The sequence below is a fragment of the Roseomonas sp. OT10 genome (genome assembly GCF_020991085.1).
In the GTDB taxonomy this organism is placed as follows: Bacteria; Pseudomonadota; Alphaproteobacteria; order Acetobacterales; family Acetobacteraceae; genus Roseomonas; species Roseomonas cutis.
Window position 1 is genome coordinate 2,371,206 of sequence record NZ_CP087719.1, and the last position, 25,550, is coordinate 2,396,755.

At 71.2% G+C, this 25,550-nt stretch carries 23 protein-coding genes; 6 read left to right on the forward strand and 17 right to left on the reverse strand.

Features of this window, described 5'->3' with window-relative positions:
• Nucleotides 1–10: 10 nt before the first annotated feature.
• The gene (locus LPC08_RS10900) at nucleotides 11–880 is read right to left on the reverse strand and encodes a transporter substrate-binding domain-containing protein (RefSeq protein ID WP_230452699.1); all 870 of its coding nucleotides are present in this window, start codon (nucleotides 878–880) and stop codon (nucleotides 11–13) included.
• Between the two features lie 247 nt (nucleotides 881–1,127).
• On the opposite strand from LPC08_RS10900, the gene LPC08_RS10905 reads away from it, so the two are divergent.
• The 6 genes from LPC08_RS10905 to LPC08_RS10930 are packed head-to-tail and all read left to right on the forward strand — an operon-like array spanning nucleotide 1,128 to nucleotide 7,738.
• Complete coding sequence (locus tag LPC08_RS10905) at nucleotides 1,128–2,111, forward strand: isopenicillin N synthase family dioxygenase (RefSeq protein ID WP_230452700.1); 984 nt, start codon at nucleotides 1,128–1,130, stop codon at nucleotides 2,109–2,111.
• 13 nt (nucleotides 2,112–2,124) lie between these two features.
• A complete protein-coding gene (gene hutC, locus LPC08_RS10910) occupies nucleotides 2,125–2,856 on the forward strand; it encodes a histidine utilization transcriptional repressor HutC (protein WP_230452701.1) in 732 nt (243 codons plus the stop codon).
• 23 nt (nucleotides 2,857–2,879) lie between these two features.
• Entirely contained in the window at nucleotides 2,880–4,565 is a 1,686-nt protein-coding gene (hutU, locus tag LPC08_RS10915; protein WP_230452702.1) for a urocanate hydratase, read from the forward strand.
• A complete protein-coding gene (hutH, locus tag LPC08_RS10920) occupies nucleotides 4,562–6,085 on the forward strand; it encodes a histidine ammonia-lyase (protein ID WP_230452703.1) in 1,524 nt (507 codons plus the stop codon). The genes hutU and hutH overlap by 4 nt, the downstream gene beginning before the upstream one ends.
• A 10-nt stretch (nucleotides 6,086–6,095) precedes the next feature.
• Nucleotides 6,096–7,307, forward strand: a complete 1,212-nt coding sequence (gene hutI / locus LPC08_RS10925; protein WP_230452704.1) for an imidazolonepropionase — start codon at nucleotides 6,096–6,098, stop codon at nucleotides 7,305–7,307.
• The gene (locus tag LPC08_RS10930) at nucleotides 7,304–7,738 is read left to right on the forward strand and encodes a PaaI family thioesterase (protein ID WP_230452705.1); all 435 of its coding nucleotides are present in this window, start codon (nucleotides 7,304–7,306) and stop codon (nucleotides 7,736–7,738) included. Before hutI ends, LPC08_RS10930 begins: the two co-directional genes overlap by 4 nt.
• A 1-nt stretch (nucleotide 7,739) precedes the next feature.
• Here the strand turns inward: LPC08_RS10930 and LPC08_RS10935 are convergent, their stop codons facing one another.
• The 16 genes from LPC08_RS10935 to LPC08_RS11015 form a co-directional block, all read right to left on the reverse strand.
• Complete coding sequence (locus tag LPC08_RS10935) at nucleotides 7,740–8,270, reverse strand: cysteine dioxygenase family protein (RefSeq protein ID WP_230452706.1); 531 nt, start codon at nucleotides 8,268–8,270, stop codon at nucleotides 7,740–7,742.
• Complete coding sequence (locus LPC08_RS10940; protein WP_230452707.1) at nucleotides 8,267–8,944, reverse strand: GntR family transcriptional regulator; 678 nt, start codon at nucleotides 8,942–8,944, stop codon at nucleotides 8,267–8,269. The genes LPC08_RS10935 and LPC08_RS10940 overlap by 4 nt, the downstream gene beginning before the upstream one ends.
• A gap of 143 nt (nucleotides 8,945–9,087) precedes the next feature.
• Entirely contained in the window at nucleotides 9,088–9,852 is a 765-nt protein-coding gene (locus LPC08_RS26225) for a cold-shock protein (RefSeq protein ID WP_304622083.1), read from the reverse strand.
• 83 nt (nucleotides 9,853–9,935) lie between these two features.
• Complete coding sequence (locus LPC08_RS10955) at nucleotides 9,936–11,201, reverse strand: NAD(P)/FAD-dependent oxidoreductase (protein ID WP_230452708.1); 1,266 nt, start codon at nucleotides 11,199–11,201, stop codon at nucleotides 9,936–9,938.
• Complete coding sequence (gene hpxZ / locus LPC08_RS10960; RefSeq protein ID WP_230452709.1) at nucleotides 11,198–11,599, reverse strand: oxalurate catabolism protein HpxZ; 402 nt, start codon at nucleotides 11,597–11,599, stop codon at nucleotides 11,198–11,200. The genes LPC08_RS10955 and hpxZ overlap by 4 nt, the downstream gene beginning before the upstream one ends.
• Before the next feature lie 68 nt (nucleotides 11,600–11,667).
• Nucleotides 11,668–12,459, reverse strand: a complete 792-nt coding sequence (locus LPC08_RS10965; RefSeq protein WP_230452710.1) for an FAD binding domain-containing protein — start codon at nucleotides 12,457–12,459, stop codon at nucleotides 11,668–11,670.
• 14 nt (nucleotides 12,460–12,473) lie between these two features.
• Nucleotides 12,474–14,861, reverse strand: coding sequence for a xanthine dehydrogenase family protein molybdopterin-binding subunit (locus LPC08_RS10970; protein ID WP_230452711.1), 2,388 nt, complete (start codon nucleotides 14,859–14,861; stop codon nucleotides 12,474–12,476).
• A gap of 82 nt (nucleotides 14,862–14,943) precedes the next feature.
• Entirely contained in the window at nucleotides 14,944–15,447 is a 504-nt protein-coding gene (locus LPC08_RS10975) for a (2Fe-2S)-binding protein (protein ID WP_230452712.1), read from the reverse strand.
• Between the two features lie 223 nt (nucleotides 15,448–15,670).
• A complete protein-coding gene (locus LPC08_RS10980) occupies nucleotides 15,671–16,219 on the reverse strand; it encodes a DUF421 domain-containing protein (protein WP_230452713.1) in 549 nt (182 codons plus the stop codon).
• A 188-nt stretch (nucleotides 16,220–16,407) separates the two neighbouring features.
• On the reverse strand, nucleotides 16,408–17,436 hold the full coding sequence (locus LPC08_RS10985; protein WP_230452714.1) for an ABC transporter ATP-binding protein: 1,029 nt from the start codon (nucleotides 17,434–17,436) through the stop codon (nucleotides 16,408–16,410).
• Nucleotides 17,433–18,458 (reverse strand): ABC transporter ATP-binding protein, encoded by a 1,026-nt coding sequence (locus LPC08_RS10990; protein WP_230452715.1) that lies wholly within the window; start codon nucleotides 18,456–18,458, stop codon nucleotides 17,433–17,435. Before LPC08_RS10990 ends, LPC08_RS10985 begins: the two co-directional genes overlap by 4 nt.
• Before the next feature lie 5 nt (nucleotides 18,459–18,463).
• Entirely contained in the window at nucleotides 18,464–19,378 is a 915-nt protein-coding gene (locus LPC08_RS10995) for an ABC transporter permease (protein ID WP_230452716.1), read from the reverse strand.
• Nucleotides 19,375–20,316, reverse strand: coding sequence for an ABC transporter permease (locus LPC08_RS11000; RefSeq protein WP_230452717.1), 942 nt, complete (start codon nucleotides 20,314–20,316; stop codon nucleotides 19,375–19,377). Before LPC08_RS11000 ends, LPC08_RS10995 begins: the two co-directional genes overlap by 4 nt.
• A gap of 4 nt (nucleotides 20,317–20,320) precedes the next feature.
• On the reverse strand, nucleotides 20,321–21,919 hold the full coding sequence (locus tag LPC08_RS11005) for an ABC transporter substrate-binding protein (protein ID WP_230453053.1): 1,599 nt from the start codon (nucleotides 21,917–21,919) through the stop codon (nucleotides 20,321–20,323).
• 141 nt (nucleotides 21,920–22,060) lie between these two features.
• Nucleotides 22,061–23,644, reverse strand: a complete 1,584-nt coding sequence (locus LPC08_RS11010) for an ABC transporter substrate-binding protein (protein ID WP_230452718.1) — start codon at nucleotides 23,642–23,644, stop codon at nucleotides 22,061–22,063.
• A gap of 114 nt (nucleotides 23,645–23,758) precedes the next feature.
• Complete coding sequence (locus LPC08_RS11015; RefSeq protein ID WP_230452719.1) at nucleotides 23,759–25,351, reverse strand: ABC transporter substrate-binding protein; 1,593 nt, start codon at nucleotides 25,349–25,351, stop codon at nucleotides 23,759–23,761.
• Between the last annotated feature and the right edge of the window lie 199 nt (nucleotides 25,352–25,550).

Here is a 25,550-nt window from a genome sequence, read left to right on the forward strand (position 1 = left end):
CCGCGCCGCGTCAGACGGCCGCTTCGGTGACGCGGGCGGGCAGGTCGAAGCTCTGCCCCAGCCACTTGGTCTGCAAGGCGGCCAGCCGCCCGTCGGCGCGCATCTTGTCCAGCGCGGCATCCACCGCGTCCAGCAGCGGCGCGCTGTCCGGGTCCTTGCGGCCGATGAAGCCGAAATAGGTCTTGGCCCCGAAGGTCGGCATCACGACGGAGAAGACGTTGGGCCGCTGCTTCGCCGTGTAGGCGATGTTGGAGAGTGAGTTGCCCACGGCGACGATGCGGCCGGCGGCGAGGTCGGCATAGGCCTCGGAGAAGGAGACGTATTCCCGCACCTCGGGCGGCTTGGGCAGCTTGGCGACCCAGGCCTGGGTCTGGGCGAGCTGGGCCGTCGCCTTGCCCGAGCCGATCACCTTGCCGGAGACGTCCTCGGGCTTGGTGATGCTCGCATCGTTGGCCCGCTTGAGGAAGGCGACCGTCGCATCGGCCACCGGGGCGGTGAAGCGGTAGCGCTCCATGCGCGCCCTGGTGATGGTGGCGGGGCCGGCGACCATGTCGTAGCGCCCGGCCTCGAGGCCCGGCAGCACGGCCTCCCAGGGCAGGTCCTGGAAGGTGACCTTCACCCCCAGCTCCTTGCCGATCTCGGCGAAGGCCTCGCTGTTGAAGCCGACCTGCTTGCCGCCCTCGCTGAAGTCGAAGGGGGCAAAGTGCAGCTCGGTGGCGACGTTCAGCACGCCGGCGGCCTTGGCCTTGTCCAGCGCGTTGGCCTGCGCGCGGCGGACCAGCAGCGTGGGCGTGGCCAGCGCGGCGGCACCCAGCGCGGCCCCGAGGCGGCCGAGGGAGCGGCGGCCGATACGGCCGGTCCGGTGGGGAAGGTCGGTCATGCAGCCTCTCCTGATGGGCAGGACACCCCTGCCGGGGCATGTCGTGCCGCCAAGCAGGATGTGTGCCCGGATGCGTCTGGTCCAGCCGTGCCGCGGCGCAGGTCGCCGTCTTGCCTGACATGTTGACATAGCAACCTGACCTCCACAAGATGCCCGCAGGGATGGGGAGCTTCCGCCGGCCTGCCGCGGGGGCACCTCGCCCGGCCGCCCCCGCAACGCGCCCCCGCACCCCGCAGGAACCGCCCGCATGACCGTCTCGCTGCCCGTCATCGACATCGCCAGCCTGCGCGCCGGCTCCCCCGGCGCCGTCGATCCCCGCGCCGTGGAGGCCGTGGCGGCGGAGATCCGCGCCGCCTGCACCGGCCCGGGCTTCTTCTACATCCGTGGGCACGGCATCCCGCAGCCGGTGATCGATGCCGCCGTGACGGCCGCGCGGGACCTCTTCCACCTGCCGACCGAGACCAAGCGCCTGGTCGCCGCCAACGCCCTGCACCGCGGCTGGCACGCCATGGGCGGCGCGCTAATGGAGGGCGCGAAGCTCGCCGACCGCAAGGAGTTCTTCTCGATCGGGCTGGAGCTGCCGGCCGATGACGAGACGGTGCTGGCCGGCGAGAAGCTGCGCGGCCCGAACCAGTGGCCCGCCTTCGCGCCGGCGGTGCAGCCCGCCTTCTCGGCCTATTACCGCGAGGTCGGGGCCTGCGGCGCCGCGCTGCTCTCCGCCGTGGCGGTCAGCCTGGGCATCGACCCCGCCTTCTTCGCCGCGCGCTACCGCAAGCCGCTCCAGCGCACCCAGGCCATCTACTACCCGCCGCAGCAGGCGGATGCGGATGCCGAGGAGTTCGGCGTCGCCGCCCATACCGACTTCGGCTGCATCACCCTGCTCTGGCAGGACGACAAGGGCGGCCTCCAGGTGCGCGAGCGGCAGAGCGGCCAGTGGATCGAGGCCCCGCCTCTGCCCGGCACCATGGTCGTCAACGTGGGTGACCTGCTCGGGCGCTGGAGCAACGACCGCTTCGCCTCCACCCCGCACCGGGTGCTGAACCGCTCCGGGCAGGAGCGCTTCTCCATCGCCACCTTCTACGACCCGGACTTCTCCGCCGTGGTCGATCCGCGCGCCCTGGGCGTGCCGGATGCCGAGGCGCGGTACGAGCCGATCACCGCCGGGCAGCACATCCTGAACCGCTTCGACCGCGCCTTCGGCTATCGCAAGGCGCTCGCGGCCGCCCAGTGACCGAGCCGGCGTGATGGACCTGCCCGCCCCCGACACCCGGCCGCGCTATGAGCGGGTGAAGGACCATGTGCGCGACCGCATCGCCGCCGGCGAATGGCCGCCGGGCACGCGCCTGCCGAGCGAGAACGAGCTGGGGCCGATGCTGGGCGTCTCCCGCATCACCATCAGCCGCGCCTTCGCCGAGCTGGCGCGGCAGGGGCTGGTGCGCAAGGTCCAGGGCCTGGGCACCTTCGTCGCCGAGCGGCGGCCGCGCTTCGGCCTCGCCGAACTGCAGGACGTGGCCGAGGAGATCGCGGCGCGCGGCATGGCCTGGTCCTGCACCCTGCGCGCCCTGCGATCGGTGCCGGCGCCGGCGGAGGCTGCGGCGCTGCTCGACCTCGCCCCGGGCGAGCCGGTGTTCGAATCCGAGGTGCTGCACCGGGGCGACGGCGTGCCGATCCAGTTGGAGCACCGCACCATCCGCCGCGACTACCTGCCGCGCTACCTGGAGCAGGATTTCGCTGCCTGCTCCACCTATTCCTACCTGCAACGCGAGGGCCGGGCGGAGGAAATGGAGCAGTCCGTCACCGCCGTCCTGCCTGATCCCGCGCTGCGCGCCCTGCTGAAGGTGGACGCGCGGGAATGCTGCCTGGTCATCCGCCGCCGCACCTTCCGCGCCGGGCGGCCGACCACCCTGGCCGTGCTGACCCAGCCGGCCAGCCGCTTCGAGATCTCCGGCCGCTACCGGCTGACCGACCCGACCTGACCCCACGCCGAGGAATCCCCCCGATGCCCGACGCTCCCGACCGCTTCCGCAACGCCCCCGCCATCCGCGCCCCGCGCGGTCCGGAGCGGACGGCGCAGCACTGGACCACCGAGGCCGCGCTGCGGATGCTGATGAACAACCTCGACGACGAGGTGGCGGAGAACCCGGCCGAGCTGGTGGTCTATGGCGGCATCGGCCGCGCCGCGCGCGACTGGAAGAGCTACGAGACCATCCTCTCCGTGCTGCGCCGGCTGCGCGAGGACCAGACGCTGCTGGTGCAGTCCGGCAAGCCGGTGGGCGTGTTCACCACCCACGCGGACGCGCCGCGCGTGCTGATCGCCAACTCCAACCTCGTGCCGCACTGGGCCGACTGGGAGCATTTCAGCGAGCTCGATCGCAAGGGGCTGATGATGTACGGCCAGATGACGGCCGGCTCCTGGATCTACATCGGCTCCCAGGGAATCGTGCAGGGCACCTACGAGACCTTCGCCGAGGCGGGGCGGCAGCATTTCGGCGGCGATCTCGCCGGGCGCTGGATCCTCACCGGCGGGCTCGGCGGCATGGGTGGGGCGCAGCCGCTGGCGGGCGCCTTCGCCGGCGCCTGCGTGCTGGCGGTGGAGTGCCAGCCCTCGCGCATCGAGAAGCGGCTGGAGACGCGCTACCTCGACCACCGCGCCGATGATCTGGACGGCGCCCTGGCCATGATCCGGGCGGCCTGTGCCGAGAAGCGCGCCATCAGCGTCGGGCTGCTGGGCAATGCGGCGGAGATCTTCCCGGAGCTGGTCCGGCGCGGCGTGGTGCCGGACATCGTCACCGACCAGACCAGCGCGCACGACCCGGTCAACGGCTACCTGCCCGCCGGCTGGACGCTGGCCGAATGGCAGGCGAAGCGCGAGAGCGACCCGAAGGCGGTCGCGGCGGCGGCCAAGCACTCCATGGTGGCGCAGGTGCAGGCCATGCTGGACTTCCAGCGCCTGGGCGCCGTGGTGATGGATTACGGCAACAACATCCGCCAGATGGCCCAGGACGAGGGGCTGGAGAACGCCTTCGGCTTCCCCGGCTTCGTGCCCGCCTATATCCGCCCACTCTTCTGCCGCGGCGTCGGACCCTTCCGCTGGGCCGCGCTCTCGGGCGACCCGGAGGACATCTACAAGACGGACGCCAAGGTGAAGGAGCTGATCCCCGACGACCCGCATCTGCACCGCTGGCTGGACATGGCGCGCGAGCGCATTGCCTTCCAGGGCCTGCCGGCGCGCATCTGCTGGGTGGGGCTGGGGCAGCGGCACCGGCTCGGACTCGCCTTCAACGAGATGGTCGCGAAGGGGGAGCTGAAGGCGCCCGTGGTGATCGGCCGCGACCACCTGGATTCCGGCTCCGTCGCCAGCCCGAACCGCGAGACGGAGGCCATGATGGACGGCTCCGACGCCGTTTCCGACTGGCCGCTGCTGAACGCGCTGCTCAACACCGCCTCGGGCGCGACCTGGGTGTCGCTGCACCATGGCGGCGGCGTCGGCATGGGCTATTCCCAGCATGCGGGCATGGTGATCGTGGCGGACGGCACGCCGGAGGCCGCGCGGCGGCTGGGGCGGGTGCTGTGGAACGACCCGGCGACGGGCGTGATGCGCCACGCGGATGCGGGCTATGACATCGCCATCGACTGCGCCCGGGAACAGGGTCTCGACCTGCCGATGCTGGGAGACGGCCGGTGAGCGCCCCGCTGACCGAGGTCGTGCTGACGCCCGGCGACGCCCCGCTGGAAGCCCTGCTCGCCATCGCCCGCGGCGCGCCGCTGGTGCTGGCCGAGGGCTGGCGCGACGTCGTCACCCGGGGCCATGCCGCCCTGGCGAAGCGTCTCGCGGCGGGGGAGACGATGTACGGGGTGAACACCGGCTTCGGGAAGCTGGCCGGCACCCGCATCGGCGCGGACGACCTGGTCTCGCTCCAGCTCAACCTGATCCGCAGCCATGCCGCCGGGGTGGGCGAGCCCCTCCCCGCCCCCATCGTGCGGCTGGTGCTGGCGATGAAGGCGCTCTCCCTGGCCCGCGGCGCCTCGGCGGTACGGCCGGAGACGGTGGAGGCGCTGCTGGCCCTGTTGCGCGCCGATATCCTCCCGGTGATCCCGGCGCGCGGCTCGGTCGGCGCCTCGGGCGATCTCGCGCCGCTGGCGCACCTGTCGCTGGTGCTGATCGGCGAAGGCGCCGCGACCGTCGGCGGCGAGACCGTCCCGGGTGTCGAGGCGCTGCGCCGCGCCGGGCTGGCGCCGCTCCCCCTGGGACCGAAGGAAGGGCTGGCGCTGCTGAACGGCACCCAGGTCTCCACCGCCATCGCCCTGCACGGCTTCTATGTCGCCTGCGACCTGCTGCGCACCGGCCTCGTCGCCGGTGCGCTGAGCACGGAGGGCGCGCGTGGCTCCGACACGCCCTTCGACGCGCGCATCCACGCCCTGCGCGGCCAGCCGGGGCAGATCCGCGCTGCCGCCGCGCTGCGCGCGCTGATGGCGGGCAGCGCCATCCGCGACAGCCACCGCGAGAACGACCCGCGCGTGCAGGACCCCTACTCCCTGCGCTGCCAGCCGCAGGTGATGGGCGCCTGCCTCGACACGCTGGACCATGCCGGCGCCGTGCTGCGGCGGGAGGCCAATGCCGTCACCGACAACCCGCTGGTCACGGCCGAGGGCGAGGTGCTGTCGGGCGGCAACTTCCACGCCGAGCCGGTCGCCTTCGCCGCCGACCATATCGCCCTGACCCTGGCCGAGATCGGCGCCCTGTCGGAGCGGCGGATCGCCCTGCTGGTCGATCCCGTGCTGTCGGGGCTGCCGGCCTTCCTGGTGAAGGAGGGCGGGCTGAACTCCGGCTTCATGATCGCCCAGGTGACGGCCGCCGCGCTGGTGGCGGAGAACCGCGCCATGGCCACGCCGCGCAGCGTGGACAGCCTGCCGACCAGCGCCAACCAGGAGGACCACGTCTCCATGGCCACCGGCGCCGGGCTGCGGCTGCTGCCCATGGCGCGGAACCTCTCCGACATCCTGGCGGTGGAGCTGCTCTGCGGCGCCCAGGCGGTGGAGTTCCACCGGCCGCTGCGCTCCTCCGCGACGCTGGAGCGGGCGCACGGGCTGGTGCGCGGCGTGGCGGCGGCCTGGGACCGGGACCGGCAGATGGCGCCGGACCTGGCCGCGGTCGGGAGGCTGGTCCGGGACGGGGCTTTCGCCCCGCTCTGCCCACTGTCATGAAGGCCGCCTCATGAGCGGCTTCGACACGGTCTGGCAGAACGTCACCCTGGTCACCATGGACGGGCCGCCGGACCACCCGCTCGGCCTGATCCCGGATGGCGCCCTGGCGGCGAAGGACGGGCGCATCGCCTGGGTCGGGCCGCGCGACGCCCTGCCCGGCGAGGCGTCCCGGGTGGTCGACGGGCATGGCGCGCATCTGCTGCCGGGGCTGATCGACGCCCACACCCACCTCGTCTTCGGCGGCGACCGCAGCGGCGAGTTCGAGCAACGGCTCGACGGCGTCAGCTACGAGACCATCGCGAAGGCGGGCGGCGGCATCCTTTCCACCGTGCGCGCCACCCGGGCGGCGGACGAAGCGATGCTGCTGGCCGCCGCGCGCCCGAGGCTGGACGGGCTGCTGGCCGAGGGCGTGACCACGGTCGAGATCAAGTCGGGCTACGGCCTCGACCTCGACAGCGAGCTGCGGATGCTGCGCGTCGCCCGGCTGCTGGGCGCGGAGGCGGCCGTCACCGTCGTCACCACCCTGCTCGCCGCGCATGCGGTGCCGCCGGAATTCGCCGGGCGCCGCACGGACTACGCCCGCCATGTGGCGGAGACGATCATCCCCGCTGCCGCCTTCACCGGTCTCGCCGATGCGGTGGACGCCTTCTGCGAGCGCATCGCCTTCACCCCGGAGGAGACGCGACTGGTCTTCGACGCCGCGCGCCGCGCCGGCCTGCCGGTGAAGCTGCATGCTGACCAGATCAGCGACCTCGGCGGCGCGGCGCTGGCGGCGGAGTACGGTGCGCTCTCGGCCGACCACCTGGAATACGCCAATGCTGAGGGGCTGGCGGCGATGGCCAGGGCCGGCACGGTGGCCATGCTGCTGCCGGGCGCCACCTACTTCCTGCGCGAGGCGAAGCATCCGGACCTCGGCGCCATGCGGGCGGCCGGGGTGGACATGGCGCTGGCCAGCGACATGAATCCGGGCTCCTCCCCCGCAAGGTCGCTGCTGCTGATGCTGAACCTCGCCTGCACCCTGTACCGCATGACGGTGGCGGAGGCGCTGCTCGGCGTCACGCGCCACGCCGCCTCGGCGCTCGGCCTGCACGACCGGGGGCGGCTGGCGCCGGGGCTGCGCTGCGACCTGGCGCTGTACCGCGTCCGCCGGCCGGCGGAGCTGTGCTACTGGATCGGCAGCAATCCCTGCACCGGCCGCGTGGTCGCCGGGGTGGCGGCGTGAGCACCGCCGCGGCCCCCGCCGTCACGCCCGAATGGCTGACCGCCACGGTGCGCCGTGGCGTGCCCCTGGCCGAGGTGATGGGCATCGAGGTCCTGGCCGCCGAGGGCGGGTGGGCGACCCTGCGCCTGCCGCGGTCCGAGGTGGTGCTGCGGCCGGGCGATACCGTCTCCGGCCCCGCCATCATGGGCCTGGCGGACGTGGCCTTCTGGGCGGCCTGGATGGGCGAGTCCGAGGGCAAGGACAGCACCCTGACCGCCGCGATGAACGTCAACTTCCTCCGCCGCACCGGGCCGGGGCCGCTGATCGCCGAGGCGCGCGTGCTGAAGCGCGGCGGCACGCTGGTCTTCGGCGAGGTGCTGATCCGCGCCGAGGACTCCGACGAGACGGCCGTGCACGTCACCACCACCTGGGCGGTGATGAAGCCGCGATAGCTCAGTCCGCGTAGACGAGGTTCACGTCGCTGCCGAAGCGGTCGTAGGACGCGCCATAGACGTGGATCGACACCGCGTTGCGGCTGTCGAGGTTGGCCAGGCGGTGGATCAGCGTCGGGTCGGCCGGGCCGTGGCTGACCTCGCCGGGTCGGCGCAGGACGGCCGACGAGGGCAGCGGCAGGGCGCCGTCCACGCGGTAATGGCTCTCGGTCAGCGTGCCGCGATGCACGCCCAGCGCGCACCAGGTGCGGTGGGCGTGGATCGGACTCATCTGCCCCGGCTTCCACACCAGCGCGACGACCGCATAGCGCCCGGCCGGATCGGCGTGCAGCAGGTGGCGGACATAGCGGCTCTCGCCGCAAGGGCAGTCGTGCTCCGAGAGCAGGCGCGGATCGTCGAGATAGGGCTCCAGCGCCCGGGCCACGGCGGCCGGCCGTCCGGGCAGCGGGACCTCGACCGCGTCCGCGACGGCGGCGAGCAGAGAGTCCAGGGAGCGGCGCATGGCCATGCGCGGCAGGGCGATGGCGTTCACGACAGCACCAGGGCGGCATCGGGGGCGGTGAGCGCGGCCAGCACCATGTCGCGGCTGGCCGAAACCTGTTCGTGCATGATGCGCGCCGCCTCCCCGGCCCGGCCCAGCGCCATGGCGGCGACCAGCGCGTGGTGTTCGTGCGCCATCTCGCCGGTGCGGTCGCGGCGGCGCAGGCCCAGCACCAGCATGCGCGTGGACTCGTCGAGCAACCGGTCCACCTGCCGCGCCAGCCGGCCATTGCCTGACAGCTCGGCGACCGCGACGTGGAAGGCCTTGTTGGCGTCAAGGAAGGCGAGCGTGCTCTCCTCGTCCTCCGGCCGGTAGCCGCAGGCGCAGACATCGTCGAGGCGGTGCAGGGCGGACGCATCCACCCGCCCGGCCGCACGGCGCGCCGCCTCCGGCTCCAGCACGAGGCGCAGGTCGAAGACCTCATGGATGTCGCGGATGGTGACCAGGGAAACGACCCAGCCGCGGCGTGGCACGGCCTGGATCAGCCCCTCCTCCGCCAGCCGCGCCAGGGCGGCGCGGATGGGGGCCTTGCCGAGACCGAGGCGCTGGGCCGTGCCAGCCTCGGACAGCGTCTCGCCCGGTTGCAGGCGGCAGGCGAGGATATCGCGGCGAAGCTGGGACACTGCCCGGTCGGTGAGGGAGGGTGGCGCCTCCACAGGCGTCATCAGCGACATGACATCCGGTCGATCTCTGACATGTCAGAGACGCTACCAGTGCACCTGTCCTCTGGCGAGCATTTTCCGACCTCCCGGACATGAAAAAAGCCCCGGCGCATCGCTGCGCCGGGGCCTTTCCGGAGCCGGGTGGCTCAGTTGTCCTTGAGGACCACGGCCTGACGGCCACGCTGGCCGTCGCGGACCTCCAGATTGACCTTCTGGCCCTGCTGCACGTCGGCGACGCCGGCGCGCTGCAGCACGGAGGAGTGCAGGAACACGTCCTGGCCACCGTCATCCGGGGTCACGAAGCCGAAGCCGCGGACCTGGTCGAACCACTTCACGGTGCCGTTGATCGGATAGGTCGGGCCACCCTCGTCGCGGCCGAAGTCGCGACGCGGGGGGCGATCGCCGAAGCCGCCGCCGCGCGGCGCCCCGAAGCCGCCACCACCGCCGCCGCCGAACCCGCCACGGTCCCCGTATCCACCGCCGCGCGGACCGCCGAAGCCGCCACCGCCGCCGCCGAAGTCACGCCGGGGGGGACGGTCGCCATAGCCGCCGCCGCCGCCGAAGCCGCCGCCACCGCCGAAGTCACGGCGCGGGGGGCGATCCCCGAAGTCGCGGCGCGGCGGACGATCCCCGAAGCCGCCGCCACCGCCGGCACCACCGCCAGGGCCCTTGCGCAGCTCGGTGATGCGGGTGACGAGACGACGGCCCTGACGGTCCGTGCCGATCTCGCAAACCAGCTTGTCGCCCGTCTCGGGGGGCTCGATGCCGGCCTCGGTCAGGGCCGAGGCATGGAAAAATACGTCCTGGCCGTCCGGTCCGAGCACGAAGCCGAAGCCCTTGCGCCCGTTGTACCACTTCACCTCGGCCTCGACGGTCCCAGAGCCACCCTGGGGATCGTTGTCGGGAAACACTGTCTCTTCTATCCACGCAAGCACCGCGACCCGGCAGAATGCGGGGTCGGTAGTCCTATGCTGGCATGTGCCCCAATGGAAAGCTAGCCGAAACGTCGGGGATCGAAAGGGACCAAGGAGAGGTCCGGGGTGCGTCCGGCGAGCAACGCCCCCACCAGTTCGCCTGTCCGCGGGCCGGCGACCAGGCCGACATGGCCATGCCCGAACGCCAGCACGACATCGGCGCAATCCCGCGCCGTGCCCAGGCAGGGCAACCCATCCGGCATGGAGGGCCGATGGCCCATCCAGAACCCCACCCGCTCGGCCGGCAGGTCGCGCGGCAGCCCGGGGAAGGCGGCAAGGAGATGATCGCGCAGGATCTCCGCGCGCCTCCAGTCCGGCGCCGCGTCCAGCCCCGCGATCTCCACCTGTCCCGAAGCGCGCAGCCCGGCGCGCGTCATGGTGACCCCCATCTTCCCATCCGAGGGCATGACGGGCGTGCGCGGCCCCGTCTCCGCTCCCCGGATCACGGCGTGGTAGCCGCGCTCGCTCTCCAGCGGGAGGGAGGGGCCGACACGGGCCGCGAGCGGGGCGGAGCGGATGCCCGCGCAGACCACGGCGCGATCGGCCGCGACCTCGCCGCCCGGGGTGAGCACCGCGCGCAGCCGGCCGCCCTCGATGCGGAAGCCCGTCGCGGCCTCCCGCCGGATCGCTGCGCCCCCGGCCCGGGCCAGGGCGGCCAGCGCGGCGACATAGGCGCCGGGGTCGGTGCAGTGCCCCCCCTCCTCCACCAGCACGCCGAAGCCGTACTGCCGGCCCAGCTCCGGCTCGTGCCGGTGCAGCGCCTCGGCATCCAGCTCCTGCCAGGCGATGCCCACCTGCCGGCGGATGCGCCAGGACATGGCCTCCGCCTCGAACGCCGCGCGCGAGGGGTAGACATACATCAGCCCGCGCCGCTGGATCAGCTCCGCCACCCCGGCGCGCTCGGCCAGGGCCTGGTGCAGAGCCGGCGCGCCGACCAGAAGGCCGCGCAGCGCCTGGGCCGTCCGCAGCACCTGGGCCTCGTTCCGCCCGGACCAGAGGTAGCGCAGCAGCCAGGGCATGACCCTCGGCAGGTAGGACCAGCGGATGGAGAGTGGCCCCAGCGGATCGGCCAGGAAGCCCGGCACCTTGCGCCACAGCCCCGGCGTGGCCGGCGGGATGACGGACATGGGCGAGAGCCAGCAGCCATTGCCGTAGGAGGCCGCCTGCTCGCCGCCCGGCTCGCCGGGGTCGAGGATGGTGACGCGAAGCCCCTCCGCCAGCACGGCCAGGGCCGAGCAGACGCCGACGATGCCGGCGCCGATCACCACCACATGGGGCCGGGTCATCGCGTCTGGCGGCCCGGATCATCCCCGGCCAGGAGCGAGACATGGGCGGAGACCACCCGCCAGCCGAGGTCCGGCAGGCGAACCATGATCTTGGTTTCCCGGCCGATCAGCTCGGCGCCGACACGCTGGTACTCCAGGTTGGTCACCGCGAAGTCCCGGCCGAAGGTCATGATCCGCACATGCCGGTGCGTCCGCTGCGCATAGGCCTTCACCGAGGCGCGGAAAGCCCGGATGGCGTCATGGCCGTAGAGGATTTCCGCGATGCCGAAGCGCACCGTGCGCGGATCGGCCCAGAAGATCGCGTCCAGCTCCTCCGGGCGGTTGCCCATCAGGGCCGATTCGTAGCGGTCGAAGACGGCGCGGACTTCCGCGACGACGGCGGGATCGTCGATCTGCATCCCGCCATCATGCCCTGTCGCGATCGGCCGGCAAGCCGCGGGCCCGCCAGGGGGCCCGCCGGGAAGGATCAGCCCGCCTCGGCCACCGCGCGCTTGGCCATCACCGTGACCAGATGCGCCCGGTACTCGGCGCTGCCGTGGATGTCGCTGTTCAGCACGTCCGCTGGCTGCTTCACCCCGGCCACCGCCTCGGGCGACCAGTTCGCGGCCAGCGCCGCCTCCATCTCCGACTGCCGGAACACGCCCGGCCCGGCACCGTTCACCACCACCCGCACGCCCTTCGGGCCCTTGGCGACGAAGACGCCGGTCATGACGTAGCGCGAGGCGGGGTTGCGCATCTTGGCGTAGCCCGCCTTCTCCGGGACGGGGAAGCGGATGGCCACCAGCAGCTCGGTCGGCTCCAGCGCCGTCGCGAACATGCCCTGGAAGTAGTCGTCCGCCTTGATGCGGCGCTTGTCGGTGACGAAGGTGGCGCCCAGGGCCAGGGCGGCGGCCGGATAGTCCGCGGCCGGGTCGTTGTTGGCCAGGCTGCCGCCCATGGTGCCGCGGTTGCGCACCGCCGGGTCGCCCAGCATGCCCGCCATCTTCGCGAGCGCCGGGATCGAGGCGACGATCAGCGGATTCGTGTTGATCTCGTGATGGCGCGTCATGGCGCCGATGACGATCTCGTTGCCCTCCTGCTTCACCCCCTTCAGCTCGGCGATGCCGGAGAGGTCCACCAGCGCGCTCGGCCGGTTCAGCCGGTGCTTCAGCGCCGGCAGCAGGGTCTGCCCGCCGGAGATCGACCGCGCCTCCGGATCCGCCAGCAGTGCCACGGCATCCGCGATGGAGGAGGGCTTGTGATAGGCGAAATCGTACATCGTCTCGGTCCCTCTTACTCGGCGGCCATGGCGGGGGCCTGCGCGTGCAGGATGCCCCAGATCTTCGCCGGCGTCGCCGGCATCTCGACGTGGCGGATGCCCGTGTCGCGCAGCGCGTCCACCACGGCGTTGATGATGGCGGGCGGCGAGCCGATGGCCCCCGCCTCGCCGCAGCCCTTCACCCCCAGCGGGTTGTGGGTGCAGGGCGTCACGTTGCCGTCCAGCGCGATCATCGGCAGGTCCTCCGCGCGCGGCATGTTGTAGTCCATGAAGCTGGCGGAGATGAGCTGGCCGTTCTCGTCGTAGACGCAGTTCTCCAGCAGCGCCTGCCCGACCCCCTGCGCCACCCCGCCCTGCACCTGGCCGTGCACGATCATCGGGTTGATGATGACGCCGAAATCATCGGCCGCGGTGAAGTTCACCACCTGCACATGGCCCGTGTCGGGGTCGATCTCCACCTCGCAGACATGGCAGCCGGCGGGGTAGGTGAAGTTGGCCGGATCGTAGAAGGCGGTCTCCTCCAGCCCCGGCTCCAGCTCGGCCAGCGGGTAGTTGTGCGGGACATAGGCGGCGAGGCTGATCTCGGCCAGCGTCTTCTCCCGGTCTGTCCCGGCGACGCGGAACCTGCCGCCCTCGAACTCGATATCCTCGACCGAGGCTTCCATCAGGTGCGCCGCGATCCGCTTGCCCTTGGCGACGATCTTGTCCACCGCCTTGATGATGGCGGAGCCGCCCACCGAGAGCGAGCGGGAGCCGTAGGTGCCCATGCCGAAGGGCACCTTGCCCGTGTCGCCATGGACGATCTCCACCTGGTCGAAGCTCACCCCCAGCCGGTCGGCCACCACCTGGGAGAAGGTGGTCTCATGTCCCTGGCCATGGCTATGCGAGCCGGTGGAGACGGTCACGCTGCCCGTCGGGTGCACGCGGATGCTGCCGACCTCGTAGAGCCCCGCGCGCGCGCCCAGCGCGCCCGCCACCTGCGAGGGCGCGAGGCCGCAGGCCTCGACATAGGTGGAGATGCCGATGCCGCGCAGCTTCCCGCGCGCCTTCGCCTCGGCCCGCCGCGATTCGAAGCCCGCCCAGCCCGCGGCCTCCAGGGCGCGGTCCAGCGTCGCGGTGTAGTCGCCGCTGTCGTATTGCAGGGCGACGGGCGTCTGGTGCGGGAAGTCGCGGATGAAGTTCCGGCGGCGCAGCTCCACCCGGTCGATACCCGTCTCCTTCGCCGCCACGTCCACCAGGCGCTCCAGCAGGAAGGCCGCCTCCGGCCGGCCGGCGCCGCGATAGGCGTCCACCGGCACGGTGTGGGTGAAGGCCGCCTGCACCTCGGCATAGATGGCAGGGGTCTTGTACACCCCGGCCAGCAGCGTGGCGTAGAGATAGGTCGGGATCGAGGGCGCGAAGGTGGAGAGATAGGCGCCCATATTCGCCCGGGTCGAGACCCGCAGCCCGAGGAAGTTCCCCTCCCCGTCCAGCGCCAGCTCCGCCTTCGTCACGTGGTCGCGGCCATGCGCGTCGGAGAGGAAGGATTCCGTCCGCTCGCAGGTCCACTTCACCGGGCGCGAGAGCTGTGCCGCCGCCCAGGTGACGATCGCCTCCTCGGCATAGTGGTAGATCTTGGAGCCGAAGCCGCCGCCCACGTCGGGCGCCACCACGCGCAGCCGGCTCTCCGGCAGGTGCAGGACATAGGCCGCCATCAGCAGCCGGATGACATGCGGGTTCTGGCTGGTGGTGAAGAGCGTGTGCTCGCCCGTGGTCGGGTCGTAGTCGCCGATCGCCGAGCGCGGCTCGATGGCATTGGGGACGAGGCGGTTGTTGGTCGTCTCGAAGGTGACGATCTTCGCCGCGTCCGCGAAGGCGGCGTCGGTGATGCCCTTGTCGCCCAGGTGCCAGTCGTAGCAGAGATTGCCCGCCACCTCGTCATGCACCAGCGGCGCGCCGGGGGCGAAGGCGCCCTCCAGCGTCGCCACGGCCGGGAGCGGGTCGTAGTCGACGGCGATCATCTCCGCCGCGTCGCGCGCCTGGGCGCGGGTCTCGGCCACCACCACCGCCACCGGGTCGCCGACATGGCGCACCTTGCCGACCGCCAGAACGGGGTGCGGCGGCTCCGCCATGGGCGAGCCGTCCTTGTTGTGGATCTGCCAGCCGCAGGGTAGCCCGCCCACCCCCGCCGCCTGCATGTCCGCGCCGGTGAAGACGCCCAGCACGCCCGGCGCGGCCCGCGCGGCCGCCGTGTCGATGGCCCCCAGCCGCGCATGCGGGTGCGGGCTGCGCAGGATCCAGGCATGGGCCTGGCCCGGCCGGTTCAGGTCGTCTGTGTAGCGGCCCTTGCCCGAGAGGAAGCGTCGGTCCTCCTTGCGCCGCACGCTGGCCCCGATGCCCTCGAAGGGCTGCACCACGTTCATGGAACCACTCCCCCCTGGTTGCCGGGGCGTTTCGCCCTTGCGGCCCTCACGCCCCGGGAGCAGCCCCGGAGCGGCGACGCTCCTATTCCGCGGCCCGCACCAACTCGGGCACGCGGCCATTCATGACCTCCTGCGCCGCGGCGATCGCCTTGACGATGTTGTGGTAGCCAGTGCAGCGGCAGAGGTTCCCCTCCAGCCCCTCGCGAATCTCCTTCTCGCTCATCCCATCCGGATGCTTCTTCACCAGATCGATGGCGGACATGACCATGCCGGGAGTGCAGAAGCCGCACTGCAGCGCATGGTACTCGCGGAAAGCCTCCTGCATCGGGTGCAGCGTACCGTCGGCTGCCGCCAGCCCCTCGATGGTGGTAATCTCGCAGCCCTCCGCCTGCACGGCCAGCATGGTGCAGGACTTCACGCCGTCGCCGTCGACATGCACGACGCAGGCGCCGCACTGGCTGGTGTCGCAGCCCACATGCGTGCCGGTCAGCCGCAGCTTCTCCCGCAGCAGCTCGACCAGCAGCGTGCGGCCCTCGACCTCCACCGTATGCGGCTTGCCGTTCACGGTCAGCGAAACCTGTGGCATCGCGCGTCTCCCCCGAGATCTGTCCGGATAGGCCGGGCGAGCCGGCATTCGGGGGGAAGATTTCGCTCGCTGGCCGGTCACGTCAAGCCGCTGACGTTGCATAGGTTTTTGCGAATGATTATCGTTGGAAGTTCGTGCCATGTCGTCCTGTCACTTGCTGGCGGCATGGCGCCGTGGATGCGATGCTCCGCGCTCCCTCCGGATCCCTCGCCGGCCGCCGGTCTCAGGACGGACGGATGTCGCGCTCCGGCGCTGCATCCCCTTCGCCGTGCACATCCGCCAGCGCGCCGGCGCCTCCGGGTCTCGCCTCCCCCTGGACGACGCTCAGGCTGCCGTCATTCTCCAGCACCACGGCGGCCACCTGTCCGGGATCGGCCACCCCCGCATTGCGCAGCGCCGCCAGGATCTCCGACCGCGTCGCACGCTGGGCCCGCATCGCGCCGTCGAGGAAGCGCCCACGATGCAGCAGCAGGGTCGGCTCCGACTTCACCCAGTCGCTGAAGCGAGGGGACCGGACGGACAGCCAGGCCACCAGATACTGCAACCCGGCCAGCAGGACGAAGGCCGCCAGCCCTTCCGCGAGGGCAACCGACTTGGAGAGCAGGACCGTGGCCAGCGTCGAACCGAGGGCGACGGTGACGATGAGGTCAAAGGCGTTGAGCTTGGCGAGGGTGCGCTTTCCGGAGGCGCGCAACAGCAGCACGAGGGCGGCATAGGCCAGCGTCCCGACGACGACCACGCGCAGCAGACCGTACCAGCCGTCGAAGAACATCCGCCCGTTCCCTCGCTCCTGCCCCGCCGCCGGAAGGCCGCGCCATTCCAACCGGCGCGCCGTACGAAGGTTGTGACGCCAGGCTGGATCGGGACGCCCATGGAAGCGAGGGCAAGGAGTCGCCGGCGCCGCCCCGACTTACGCCGGCCCGCATCGGCTCGGGGCGGTCCGGCGTCACGTCGCCAGGGTCACATCACCATGGCCGGCGTATCCCGGGCGAGCGAGTTCCGCGCCTCCGGCAGGTCGTGCAGGTGGCAGGCAGCCAGATGCCCCTCCTCGGTCGGCTTGAGCAGCGGCTCGTCCACCTTGCAGCGGTCGAAGACATAGGGGCAACGGGTGTGGAAACGGCAGCCCTTCGGCGGGTTGATCGGGCTGGGCACGTCGCCCGTCAGCACGATCCGCTTGCGCGCCGCCCCGGGCTCCGGCACCGGCACCGCGGAGAGCAGCGCCTCCGTATAGGGGTGCTTGGGCGCGGCGAAGAGGTTCCGCCGCGGCGCCACCTCGACGATCTTGCCCAGGTACATCACCGCGACGCGGTGCGTCATGTGCTCGACGATGGCGAGGTCGTGGCTGATGAACAGCAGGGCGAGGCCCAGCCGCGACTGGAGGTCCTGGAGCAGGTTGACGATCTGCGCCTTCACCGAGACGTCCAGCGCGGAGACGGCCTCGTCGCAGATGATGAGGTCCGGCTCTGCCGCCAGCGCCCGGGCGATGCCGATGCGCTGCCGCTGCCCGCCGGAGAATTCGTGCGGCCAGCGGTCGATCGCGTCGCGCGGCAGGCGGACGGTGTCCATCAGCTCCGCCAGCCGGCGATCCAGATCGGCCTTGTCCTTGGCCAGCCCGAAGTTGCGGATCGGTTCGGCCAGCACGTCGCGCACCCGCATGCGCGGGTTCAGGCTGCTGAAGGGATCCTGGAAGACCACCTGCATCCGCTGCCGCATCGGGCGCAGCGAACCGAGCGGCAGGCTGTCGATGCGCTGCCCGTCCAGCACCACCTGGCCGTCGGTGATGTCGAACAGCCGCAGGATCGCCTTGCCCACGGTGGACTTGCCGCAGCCGGATTCGCCCACCAGGGAGAGCGTCTCGCCCTTCGCGATGGAGAAGGAGACGCCGTCCACCGCATAGACATGGCCGGTGACGCCGCCCAGGAAGCCGCCGCGCAGCGGGAAGTGCTTCTTGAGGTCGGCGACCTCCAGGACCGGGGTCGCGCCATTCATGCCGCGAGGGCCTCCTTCCGGGCGTAGTGACAGGCGGCGACGTGGTTCGGCGCCTTCTCCTCCAGCGCCGGCGCCACGTTGCGGCAGAGGTCGGTGACATAGGGGCAGCGTCCGGCGAAGACGCAGCCGATGATCTTCTTCTTCAGGCTGGGCACCAGCCCGGGGATCTCCGCCAGCCGCGTCGCCTCGCCGGTCAGGGAGGAGCCGAGCTTGGGCACCGCGCCCAGCAGCCCCTGGGTGTAGGGATGCTTGGGGTCGCGGAACAACTCGACCACCGGCGCCTCCTCCACCTTGCGGCCGGCATACATGACGATGACGCGCTCCGCGACCTCCGCCACCACGCCCAGGTCGTGGGTGATGAGGACGATGGCCGCCCCCACCCGGTGCTTCAGGTCGCGCATCAGGTCGAGGATCTGCGCCTGGATGGTCACGTCCAGCGCCGTCGTCGGCTCGTCCGCGATCAGCAGCTTCGGGTTGCAGGCGAGTGCCATGGCGATCATCACGCGCTGGCGCATGCCGCCCGAGAGCTGGTGCGGGTACTCCTTCACCCGCCGCTCCGGCGCGGGGATGCCGACCAGCTTCAGCATCTCCACCGCCCGTGCCTCGGCCGCCCGGCGGTCCATCCCCTGGTGCAGGCGCAGGCTCTCGCCGATCTGCCGGCCGATGGTCAGCACGGGATTCAGCGAGGTCATCGGCTCCTGGAAGATCATGCTGATCTCGTTGCCACGGATGTCGCGCATCTCGCGGTCCGGGAGCGTCAGCAGGTCGCGTCCCTCGAAGCGGATGGAGCCGGCGATCTTGCCCGGCGGTTCGGGGATCAGTCGCAGGATGGACATGGAGGTGACGGACTTGCCGCAGCCGGACTCGCCGACGATGGCCACCGTCTCCCCTGCGTTGACGGAGAAGGACAGCCCGTCGACGGCGCGATTCACGCCGTCGGGGGTGCGGAAATGCGTCTGGAGGTCCTCGACGACGAGGAGCGGCTCGTTGGACGCGGGCGTGTTGGATTTGGTCTGGGACATGTCGGTCACATCCGCTTCGCCATGCGGGGGTCGAGCGCGTCGCGCAGGCCGTCGCCCAGCAGGTTCACCGCGAGGACGGTGATGGACAGGAAGATGGCGGGAAAGAAGACGATGTAGGGCTTCACCTGCCACAACGCCCGGCCCTCGGCCATGATGTTGCCCCAGGAGGGGATGATCGGCGGCGTGCCGGCCCCGATGAAGGAGAGGCTCGCTTCGATCAGCATGGCAGAGGCGCAGATGTAGGTCGCCTGCACCGTCATCGGCGCCACGGTGTTGGGCAGGATGTGGCGCAGGATGATGGTCGGCGTGCGCGTCCCCGCCGCCACGGCCGCATCCACGTAGGGCTGTTCGCGCAGGGACAGCACCACGCCACGCACCAGGCGGGAGACGCGCGGGATCTCGGCGACCGTGATGGCCAGGATCACGTTGCCGACCGAGCCGCGCGTGAGCGCCATCAGCGCGATGGCCAGCAGGATGGAGGGGATGGACATCAGCCCGTCCATGACCCGCATGATCACCGCGTCCAGCCAGCGCACGAAGCCGGCGACGAGGCCGATGGCGAGCCCGATCACGGAGGAGAAGAAGGCCACCGCGAAGCCCACGGTCAGCGACACCCGGGTGCCGTAGAGTACGCGGGAATAGACGTCGCGGCCGAGCATGTCCGTGCCGAACCAGTACATGGCCGAGGGCTCGCGGGTGCGCCGCGCCGGGGCCAGCGCGGTCGGGTCCACGGTCCACAGGAACGGCGCCAGAACCGCGACCAGCACCATCAGCAGCAGCAGGAAGCCGCCGACCGCGATGGTGGGGTAGCGGTAGAGGAGGCCGAAGAAGCCTTTGCGGGCGCGCACCGGGGGCAGCACGTCCGGCATGGCGGGCGCTGCGGCGACGTCCGCCGGGCCCACGGGAAGGGCGGTGCTCAATAGCGGATCCTCGGATCGAAGACGGTGTAGAGCAGGTCGATGCCCAGGTTCACCAGCACGTAGGTGAAGGAGAACAGCAGGACCACGCCCTGGATCACGGGGTAGTCGCGGCGCAGGATGGCGTCGACGGTGAGACGCCCCAGGCCGGGGATGGCGAAGACGCTCTCGGTGATGACGGCGCCGCCGATCAGCAGGGCGATGCCCAGGCCGATGACGGTCACGATCGGCACGGCCGCGTTCTTCAGCGCATGCAGGAACAGGATGCCGCGTTGCCCCACCCCCTTGGCGCGGGCGGTGCGGATGTAGTCCTGCTGGAGGACCTCCATCATCGTCGCACGGGTGATGCGGGCGATGAGCGCGATGTAGACGCCGCCCAGCGCGATGGCCGGCAGGATGAGGTTCTGGAACCAGGGCCAGACGCCACGGGCGATGGGCGTGTAGCCCTGCACCGGCAGCCAGTCGAGCTCCAGCGCGAAGACATAGGCCAGCACGTAGCCCACCACGAAGACGGGCACGGAGAAGCCCAGCACCGCGAAGGCCATCACCGCGCGGTCGATCCAGGTGCCGGCCTTCCAGGCCGCCAGCACGCCCATCGGGATGGCGATGCAGATGGCGAGGATCAGCGTGATGACCATCAGCGACAGCGTCGGCTCCACGCGCTGCGCGATCATCGTGCTGACCGGCAGGTTGGTGAAGATCGAGACGCCCAGGTCGCCCTGCATGATGCGCCAGGCCCATTCGCCGAAGCGCACCAGGAAGGGTCGGTCGAGGCCGAGGCTGGCGCGGATGCGCTCGACATCGGCGGGCGTCGCCTGGTCGCCCGCGATCACCGCCGCCGGGTCGCCCGGCGCGAGGTAGAGCAGTGAAAAGACGAAGAGGGCGACGATCGCCATCACGGGGATCGTCGAGACGAAGCGTCGGAGGATATAGGAGAACATCGGATCAGGCCTTCGAGACGCCCCAGAAGAAGGGCAGCGGCCCCTTGGTCACGCCGGAGACGTTCTTCCGCCAGGCCTGGTAGGACAGGAAGAAGCCCGTGGGCGCGTAGAGGCCGAATTCCATCGCCGCCTTGTTCAGCCGGTCCAGCGCGGCCTTCTCGGCCGGGATGTCGGGGGCGGCGAACCACGCATCGCGCGCGGCCTCCACCTCGTCCGACTTCGGCCAGCCGAACCAGGCGGCGTCGCCATTGGCGCGGATCGCGGTATAGGCGGAGGGGTTGATGCAGTCGGCGCCCGCGTGCCAGGTGTGGAACATGTTCCAGCCCCCCTGCCCCGGCGGGCTCTTGCTGGCGCGGCGGCTGCCCACCGTGCCCCAGTCGGTCGCGACGAAGTCGACGTTGAAGCCGATGCGCTTCAGCAGGTCGGCGGTGACGTCGCCGAAGGACTTGGTGATCGGCTGGTCCTGGGCGACGAGGCAGGTCACCGGCTCGCCCTTGTAGCCGCTCTCCGCCAGCAGCCGCTTCGCCGCGTCGATGTTCGCCTGCTTCAGGATCTCGCCGCCCGCCTCGGTGTAGATCGGCGTTCCGGGGGTGAAGAAGCTGGGCAGCGGCTTCCACAGGTTCGCGTCGTCGCCCACCAGGGCGCGCATGTAGTCCTCCTGGCTCATGCCGGTCAGCACGGCCAGGCGCGCCTTGACGTTGTTGAACGGCGCGAAGAGGTGGTTCATGCGGAAGGCGCCGACATTGCCCAGCGGATCGGCGATGTCCACCTGGATGTTGCGGTTGCGCTTCAGCGTGGGGATCAGGTCGCTGATCGGATTCTCCCACCAGTCCACCTCGCCGTTCTGGAGGGCGGCGGAGGCGGTGGCCGGGTCGGGCATCACCACCCATTCGATGCGGTCCACCAGCGCGCGCTTGCCGCCGGCGAGCCAGGAGGCGGGCTCGTCGCGCGGCACGTAGTCGGCGAACTTCGTGAACACCGCCTTGGCGCCCGGCACCCACTCGTCGCGGGCGAAGCGCCAGGGGCCGGAGCCGACGTATTCGGTGATCTGGGTGAAGGGATCGGTCTTCGCGATCCGCTCCGGCATGACGAAGGAACAGGGCGCGTTGTTCTTCGCCAGCGCCAGCAGCATCTTCGGATAGGGCGACTTCAGCGACCAGCGGAAGGTGCGGTCGTCCACCGCCACCAGCTCGTTCTGGATGGCGCGCATCATCTGCCCCATCGGGTCGCGCACGGCCCAGCGGTTCAGGCTGGCCACCGCGTCCTTCGCCAGCACGGGCGTGCCGTCATGGAACTTCAGCCCCGGGCGCAGGCGGAAGGTCCAGACCAGCCCGTCGGCGCTGACCTCCTCGCTCTCCACCATCTGGCGCTGCGGCCGGATCTGCTCGTCCACGCCGTAGAGCGTGTCCCAGACCAGGGCGGCGGCGTTGCGGACGACGTACTGCGTGCCCCAGATCGGGTCGAAATTGGCGAGGTTCGCCTGTGGCACGAAGCGCAACGTCTTCGCCTCGGCACCCTGGGACAGGGCGGGCGCGGCCAGTCCGGAGGCCCCGGCCAGCAGGCCCGTCCCGGCTCCGGCCCGGAGAAATGCCCGTCGGTCCATCATCCGCTGCCCCTTCTTGCGTGCGCCTTGTGGCAACCCTGCCCCAGGAGGGGCATGCCTGCCAACATCCCGTCATGCTTTCGCCACCTTGGCCCCGGACCAGCACATGGCGTGCCAGACCGGGGCGGGGCGCCGCCTGCCTCAGCCGCGGCGGATGTTCCAGAACATGGAGAAGCCCGGCACGCGATCCCGCAGGTCGCTGCGATAGGCCGTGTTGCTGTAGTAGGCGCCGATCGGGACGAAGGGCAGCTCCTCCATGCAGACCCGCTGCATCTGCGTCGCGATCGCCCTCTGCTCGTCGAGGCCCGGCGCGTCGAACCAGGCGTCGCGCAGTTCCTCCAGCTTCGGCATGTCCGGCCAGCCCGGCCAGCCGCCGGCGCCGTTGCCGCGCAGCGGGAAGTGGCCGGCCGGATCGGCGAACTCGAAGGAGGAGAAGGTCGTCAGGATCGTGGACCAGCCGCCCTTGTCCAGCGGCTCCTTCGAGGCCCGGCGCTGCACCACCGTGCCCCAGTCCGTCATCACCTGGTCCAGGTTCAGCCCGATCCGGCGGTACATGTCGCCGCAGACCTCGGTGATGGCGGTGATGATGGCGAGGTCCGTCGCGCCCACGAGGCGCACCGGCTGGTTGGTGTAGCCCGCCTCCTTCAGCAGCGCCTTCGCCCGCTCCACGCTGCGCGGCCCGCGCAGCGGCTCCAGCCCCGCATCGGTCGCGAAAGGGGTGCCGGGGGTGAAGACGCCGACATTCTCCGCCCACATCTCCGGGTCCGGCCCGGCGATGGAGACCATGAAGTCCTGCTGGCTGACCGCCGGCAGGATGGCCTGGCGCATCTTCTTCTCGCTGAAGATCGGGTGCAGGTGGTTGAAGCGCAGCACCCCCACCGCCGGCAGCGGGTCCAGCTTCTCCACGGTGATGGCGCGGCTGCGGCGGAACAGCGGCACCACGTCGGGGGTGGGCTGCTGGAACCAGTCGATCTCGCCCTGCTGCAGGGCCGCGGAGGCGGTGGACTGGTCGGTGATAATCTGCCACTCGACCCGGTCGAAATGCACGCGCTTCGGCCCCGCCGTCAGGCTGGGCGTGCCCACGGGGGTGGGGCTGTAGTCCGGGTTGCGCTCCCACACGGCGAGGGAGCCGCTGTTGTACTCGTCCGCCTTGAAGCGGTAGGGCCCGCTGCCGACCATCTCGCGGACCTGCTGGAAGGGGTCCGTCTTCGCCAGCCGCTCGGGCATGATGACCGGCGCCGGCGAGGCGACGGAGCCCAGCGCGTGCAGCAGCCGGGGAAAGGGCTTCTTCAGCCGGAACACCACGCGCCGATCGTCGGCGGCGGAGATCTCGTCCAGCACCGATTCCAGCTTCTGACCGACGGGGCTGCGCTTCATCCAGCGCGAGAGGCTGGCCACCACGTCCTGGGCCCGCACCGCCTGCCCGTCATGGAACTTCAGCCCCGGGCGGAGGGTGACGGTCACGCGCTTCCCATCGGCCTCGGTGACGGCGCCCTCGGCCATCTGCGGCTGCGGTTGGAAGCCCGCATCCGTGCCGTAGAGGCAGTCGAAGACCATGTAGCCGTGGTCGCGCGTGACCGTGGCCGTGGTCCAGATCGGATCGAGGCTCGTCAGGTTGGCCTGCGGCACGTATTTCAGCACCCGCGCGCGGCTGGGCTGCGCGATGGCAAAGCGCGGCAGGGCGGCGGCCGCAGCCGCCCCCGCCAGGAAACCCCGTCGGTTCATTCCCGTCTCCCCGAAGCCGTGGGGCGCCATCCCTGGCCCGGGAGTGAACCGTTCTTCGCCACCGGCCGCAAGCACCAGCCGCGGCCCGGCCAGACCGGCCGGGCCGCGCGGGCCTCAGGTGCGGGCGACGTTCCAGAACAGCGGCATGCCCTTCAGCGGCGCGGTGATCGAGCGCCGATAGGCCCAGGCCGGGAAATACTGGCCCGTGGGCAGGTAGGGCACGTCCTGGAAGCACTGGGCCTGGATCTCGGCCGCGATCTTCTTCTGCGCGTCGAGGTCCGGCGCCTCGAACCAGGCGTTGCGCAGTTCCTCGATCCGCGGCGCGGTCGGCCAGCCGAACCAGGCGCGCTCGCCATTGCCGCGGATCGACTGGTGCACGCCCGGGTTGAACATGTCGAGGCCCGACCAGAAGGTGAAGAACATGCTCCACCCGCCCTTGTCCGGCGCCGCCTTGTTGGCGCGGCGCTGCACCACCGTGCCCCAGTCGGCGGCGACGAAGTCCACGTTGATCCCGACCTTGGTCATCATGTCGTTGCCGACCTGCGCCATGGCGAAGAGCGTGGGGAAGTCGGCCGCCGCGATCAGCACGACCTTCTCGCCGTTGTAGCCGGCCGCCGCCAGCTCGCGCTTCACCTTCTCCAGGTCGCGCGGCGAGGTCAGCGCCTCCATCCCCGCATCGTTGGCCAGCGGCGTGTCGGGCGGGAAGAAGCCGACATTCTCCCGCCACAGGCTGCGGTCGGTGCCGGTGACGGCGGTCATGTAGTCCGCCTGGTTGATCGCGCCCAGCAGCGCGCGGCGCACGCCCGGCTTGTCGAAGGGCGGGTGCAGGTGGTTGAAGCGCGCCAGACCCATGAACCCGGTGGGGTCGTAGATCTCCAGCACCACGTTCCGGTTGCGGCGCAGGGTGGGGTAGATGTCGCTCGCCGGCTGCTCCCACCAGTCCACCTCGCCGTTCTGCAAGGCGGCGGAGGCGGTGCCGGGGTCCTGGATGATCTGCCACTCGACCCGGTCGAAGTTCACCTTCTTGGGCCCGGCGGTCCAGGTGGTCTTGCCCTCCGCGCGCGGCACGTAGTCGGCGAAGCGCTCGTAGACGATGCGGCTGCCGGGCACCCGCTCATCCGCCTTGAAGCGGAAGGGGCCGCTGCCGATGACCTCCTTGATGGCCGTCGCCGGGTCCGTCTTGGCCAGGCGCTCCGGCATGATGAAGCAGACGGGGGTGGAGGGCTTGCCCAGCGCGTCGGGCAGCATCGGGAAGGGCTTCTTCAGCCGGAAGACGACGGTGCGGTCGTCGGGGCTGGCCAGCTCCTCCGTCTGGGCCAGCAGCACCTGGCCCAGCGCGTCCCGCGCCCCCCAGCGGCGGATCGAGGCGACCACGTCCTTGCCGCGCACGGGCTCGCCATCATGGAACTTCAGCCCCTCGCGCAGCTTCAGGGTCCAGCGCCGGCCGTCCTCCTCGACGGTATGGCCCTCGACCATCTGCGGCTGTGGCTTGTAGTCCTCGTCCAGCCCGTAGAGCGTGTCCCAGACCATCATACCGTGGTTGCGGCTGACATAGGCGGTGGTCACGATGGGATCCACCACGGCCAGATCGCTCTGCGGAACGAACTTGAGGACCCGCGCGCTGGCATCCTGGGCCAAGGAGGGGCGCGATAGACCAAGGGCGACGCCGGTGCCGGCGGCACCAGCAAGAAAGTCACGACGGAGCATACCGAACCACTCCCGGTTCCGATCAGGGAGCGGAGGGAAGCGGAGCCCTGCGCCGCACGCAAGCCCCACCTGACGCGGTTGCAACGCGTTACGCGCCATCACATGGCGTCGCGCCGGCCCAGGCGGCGCCGCAACCGCCTTCCGCCCCGCCGGGGCGGCGTCTGCTTGGCACCGGCATCCCGGATCATTATTGCATCGC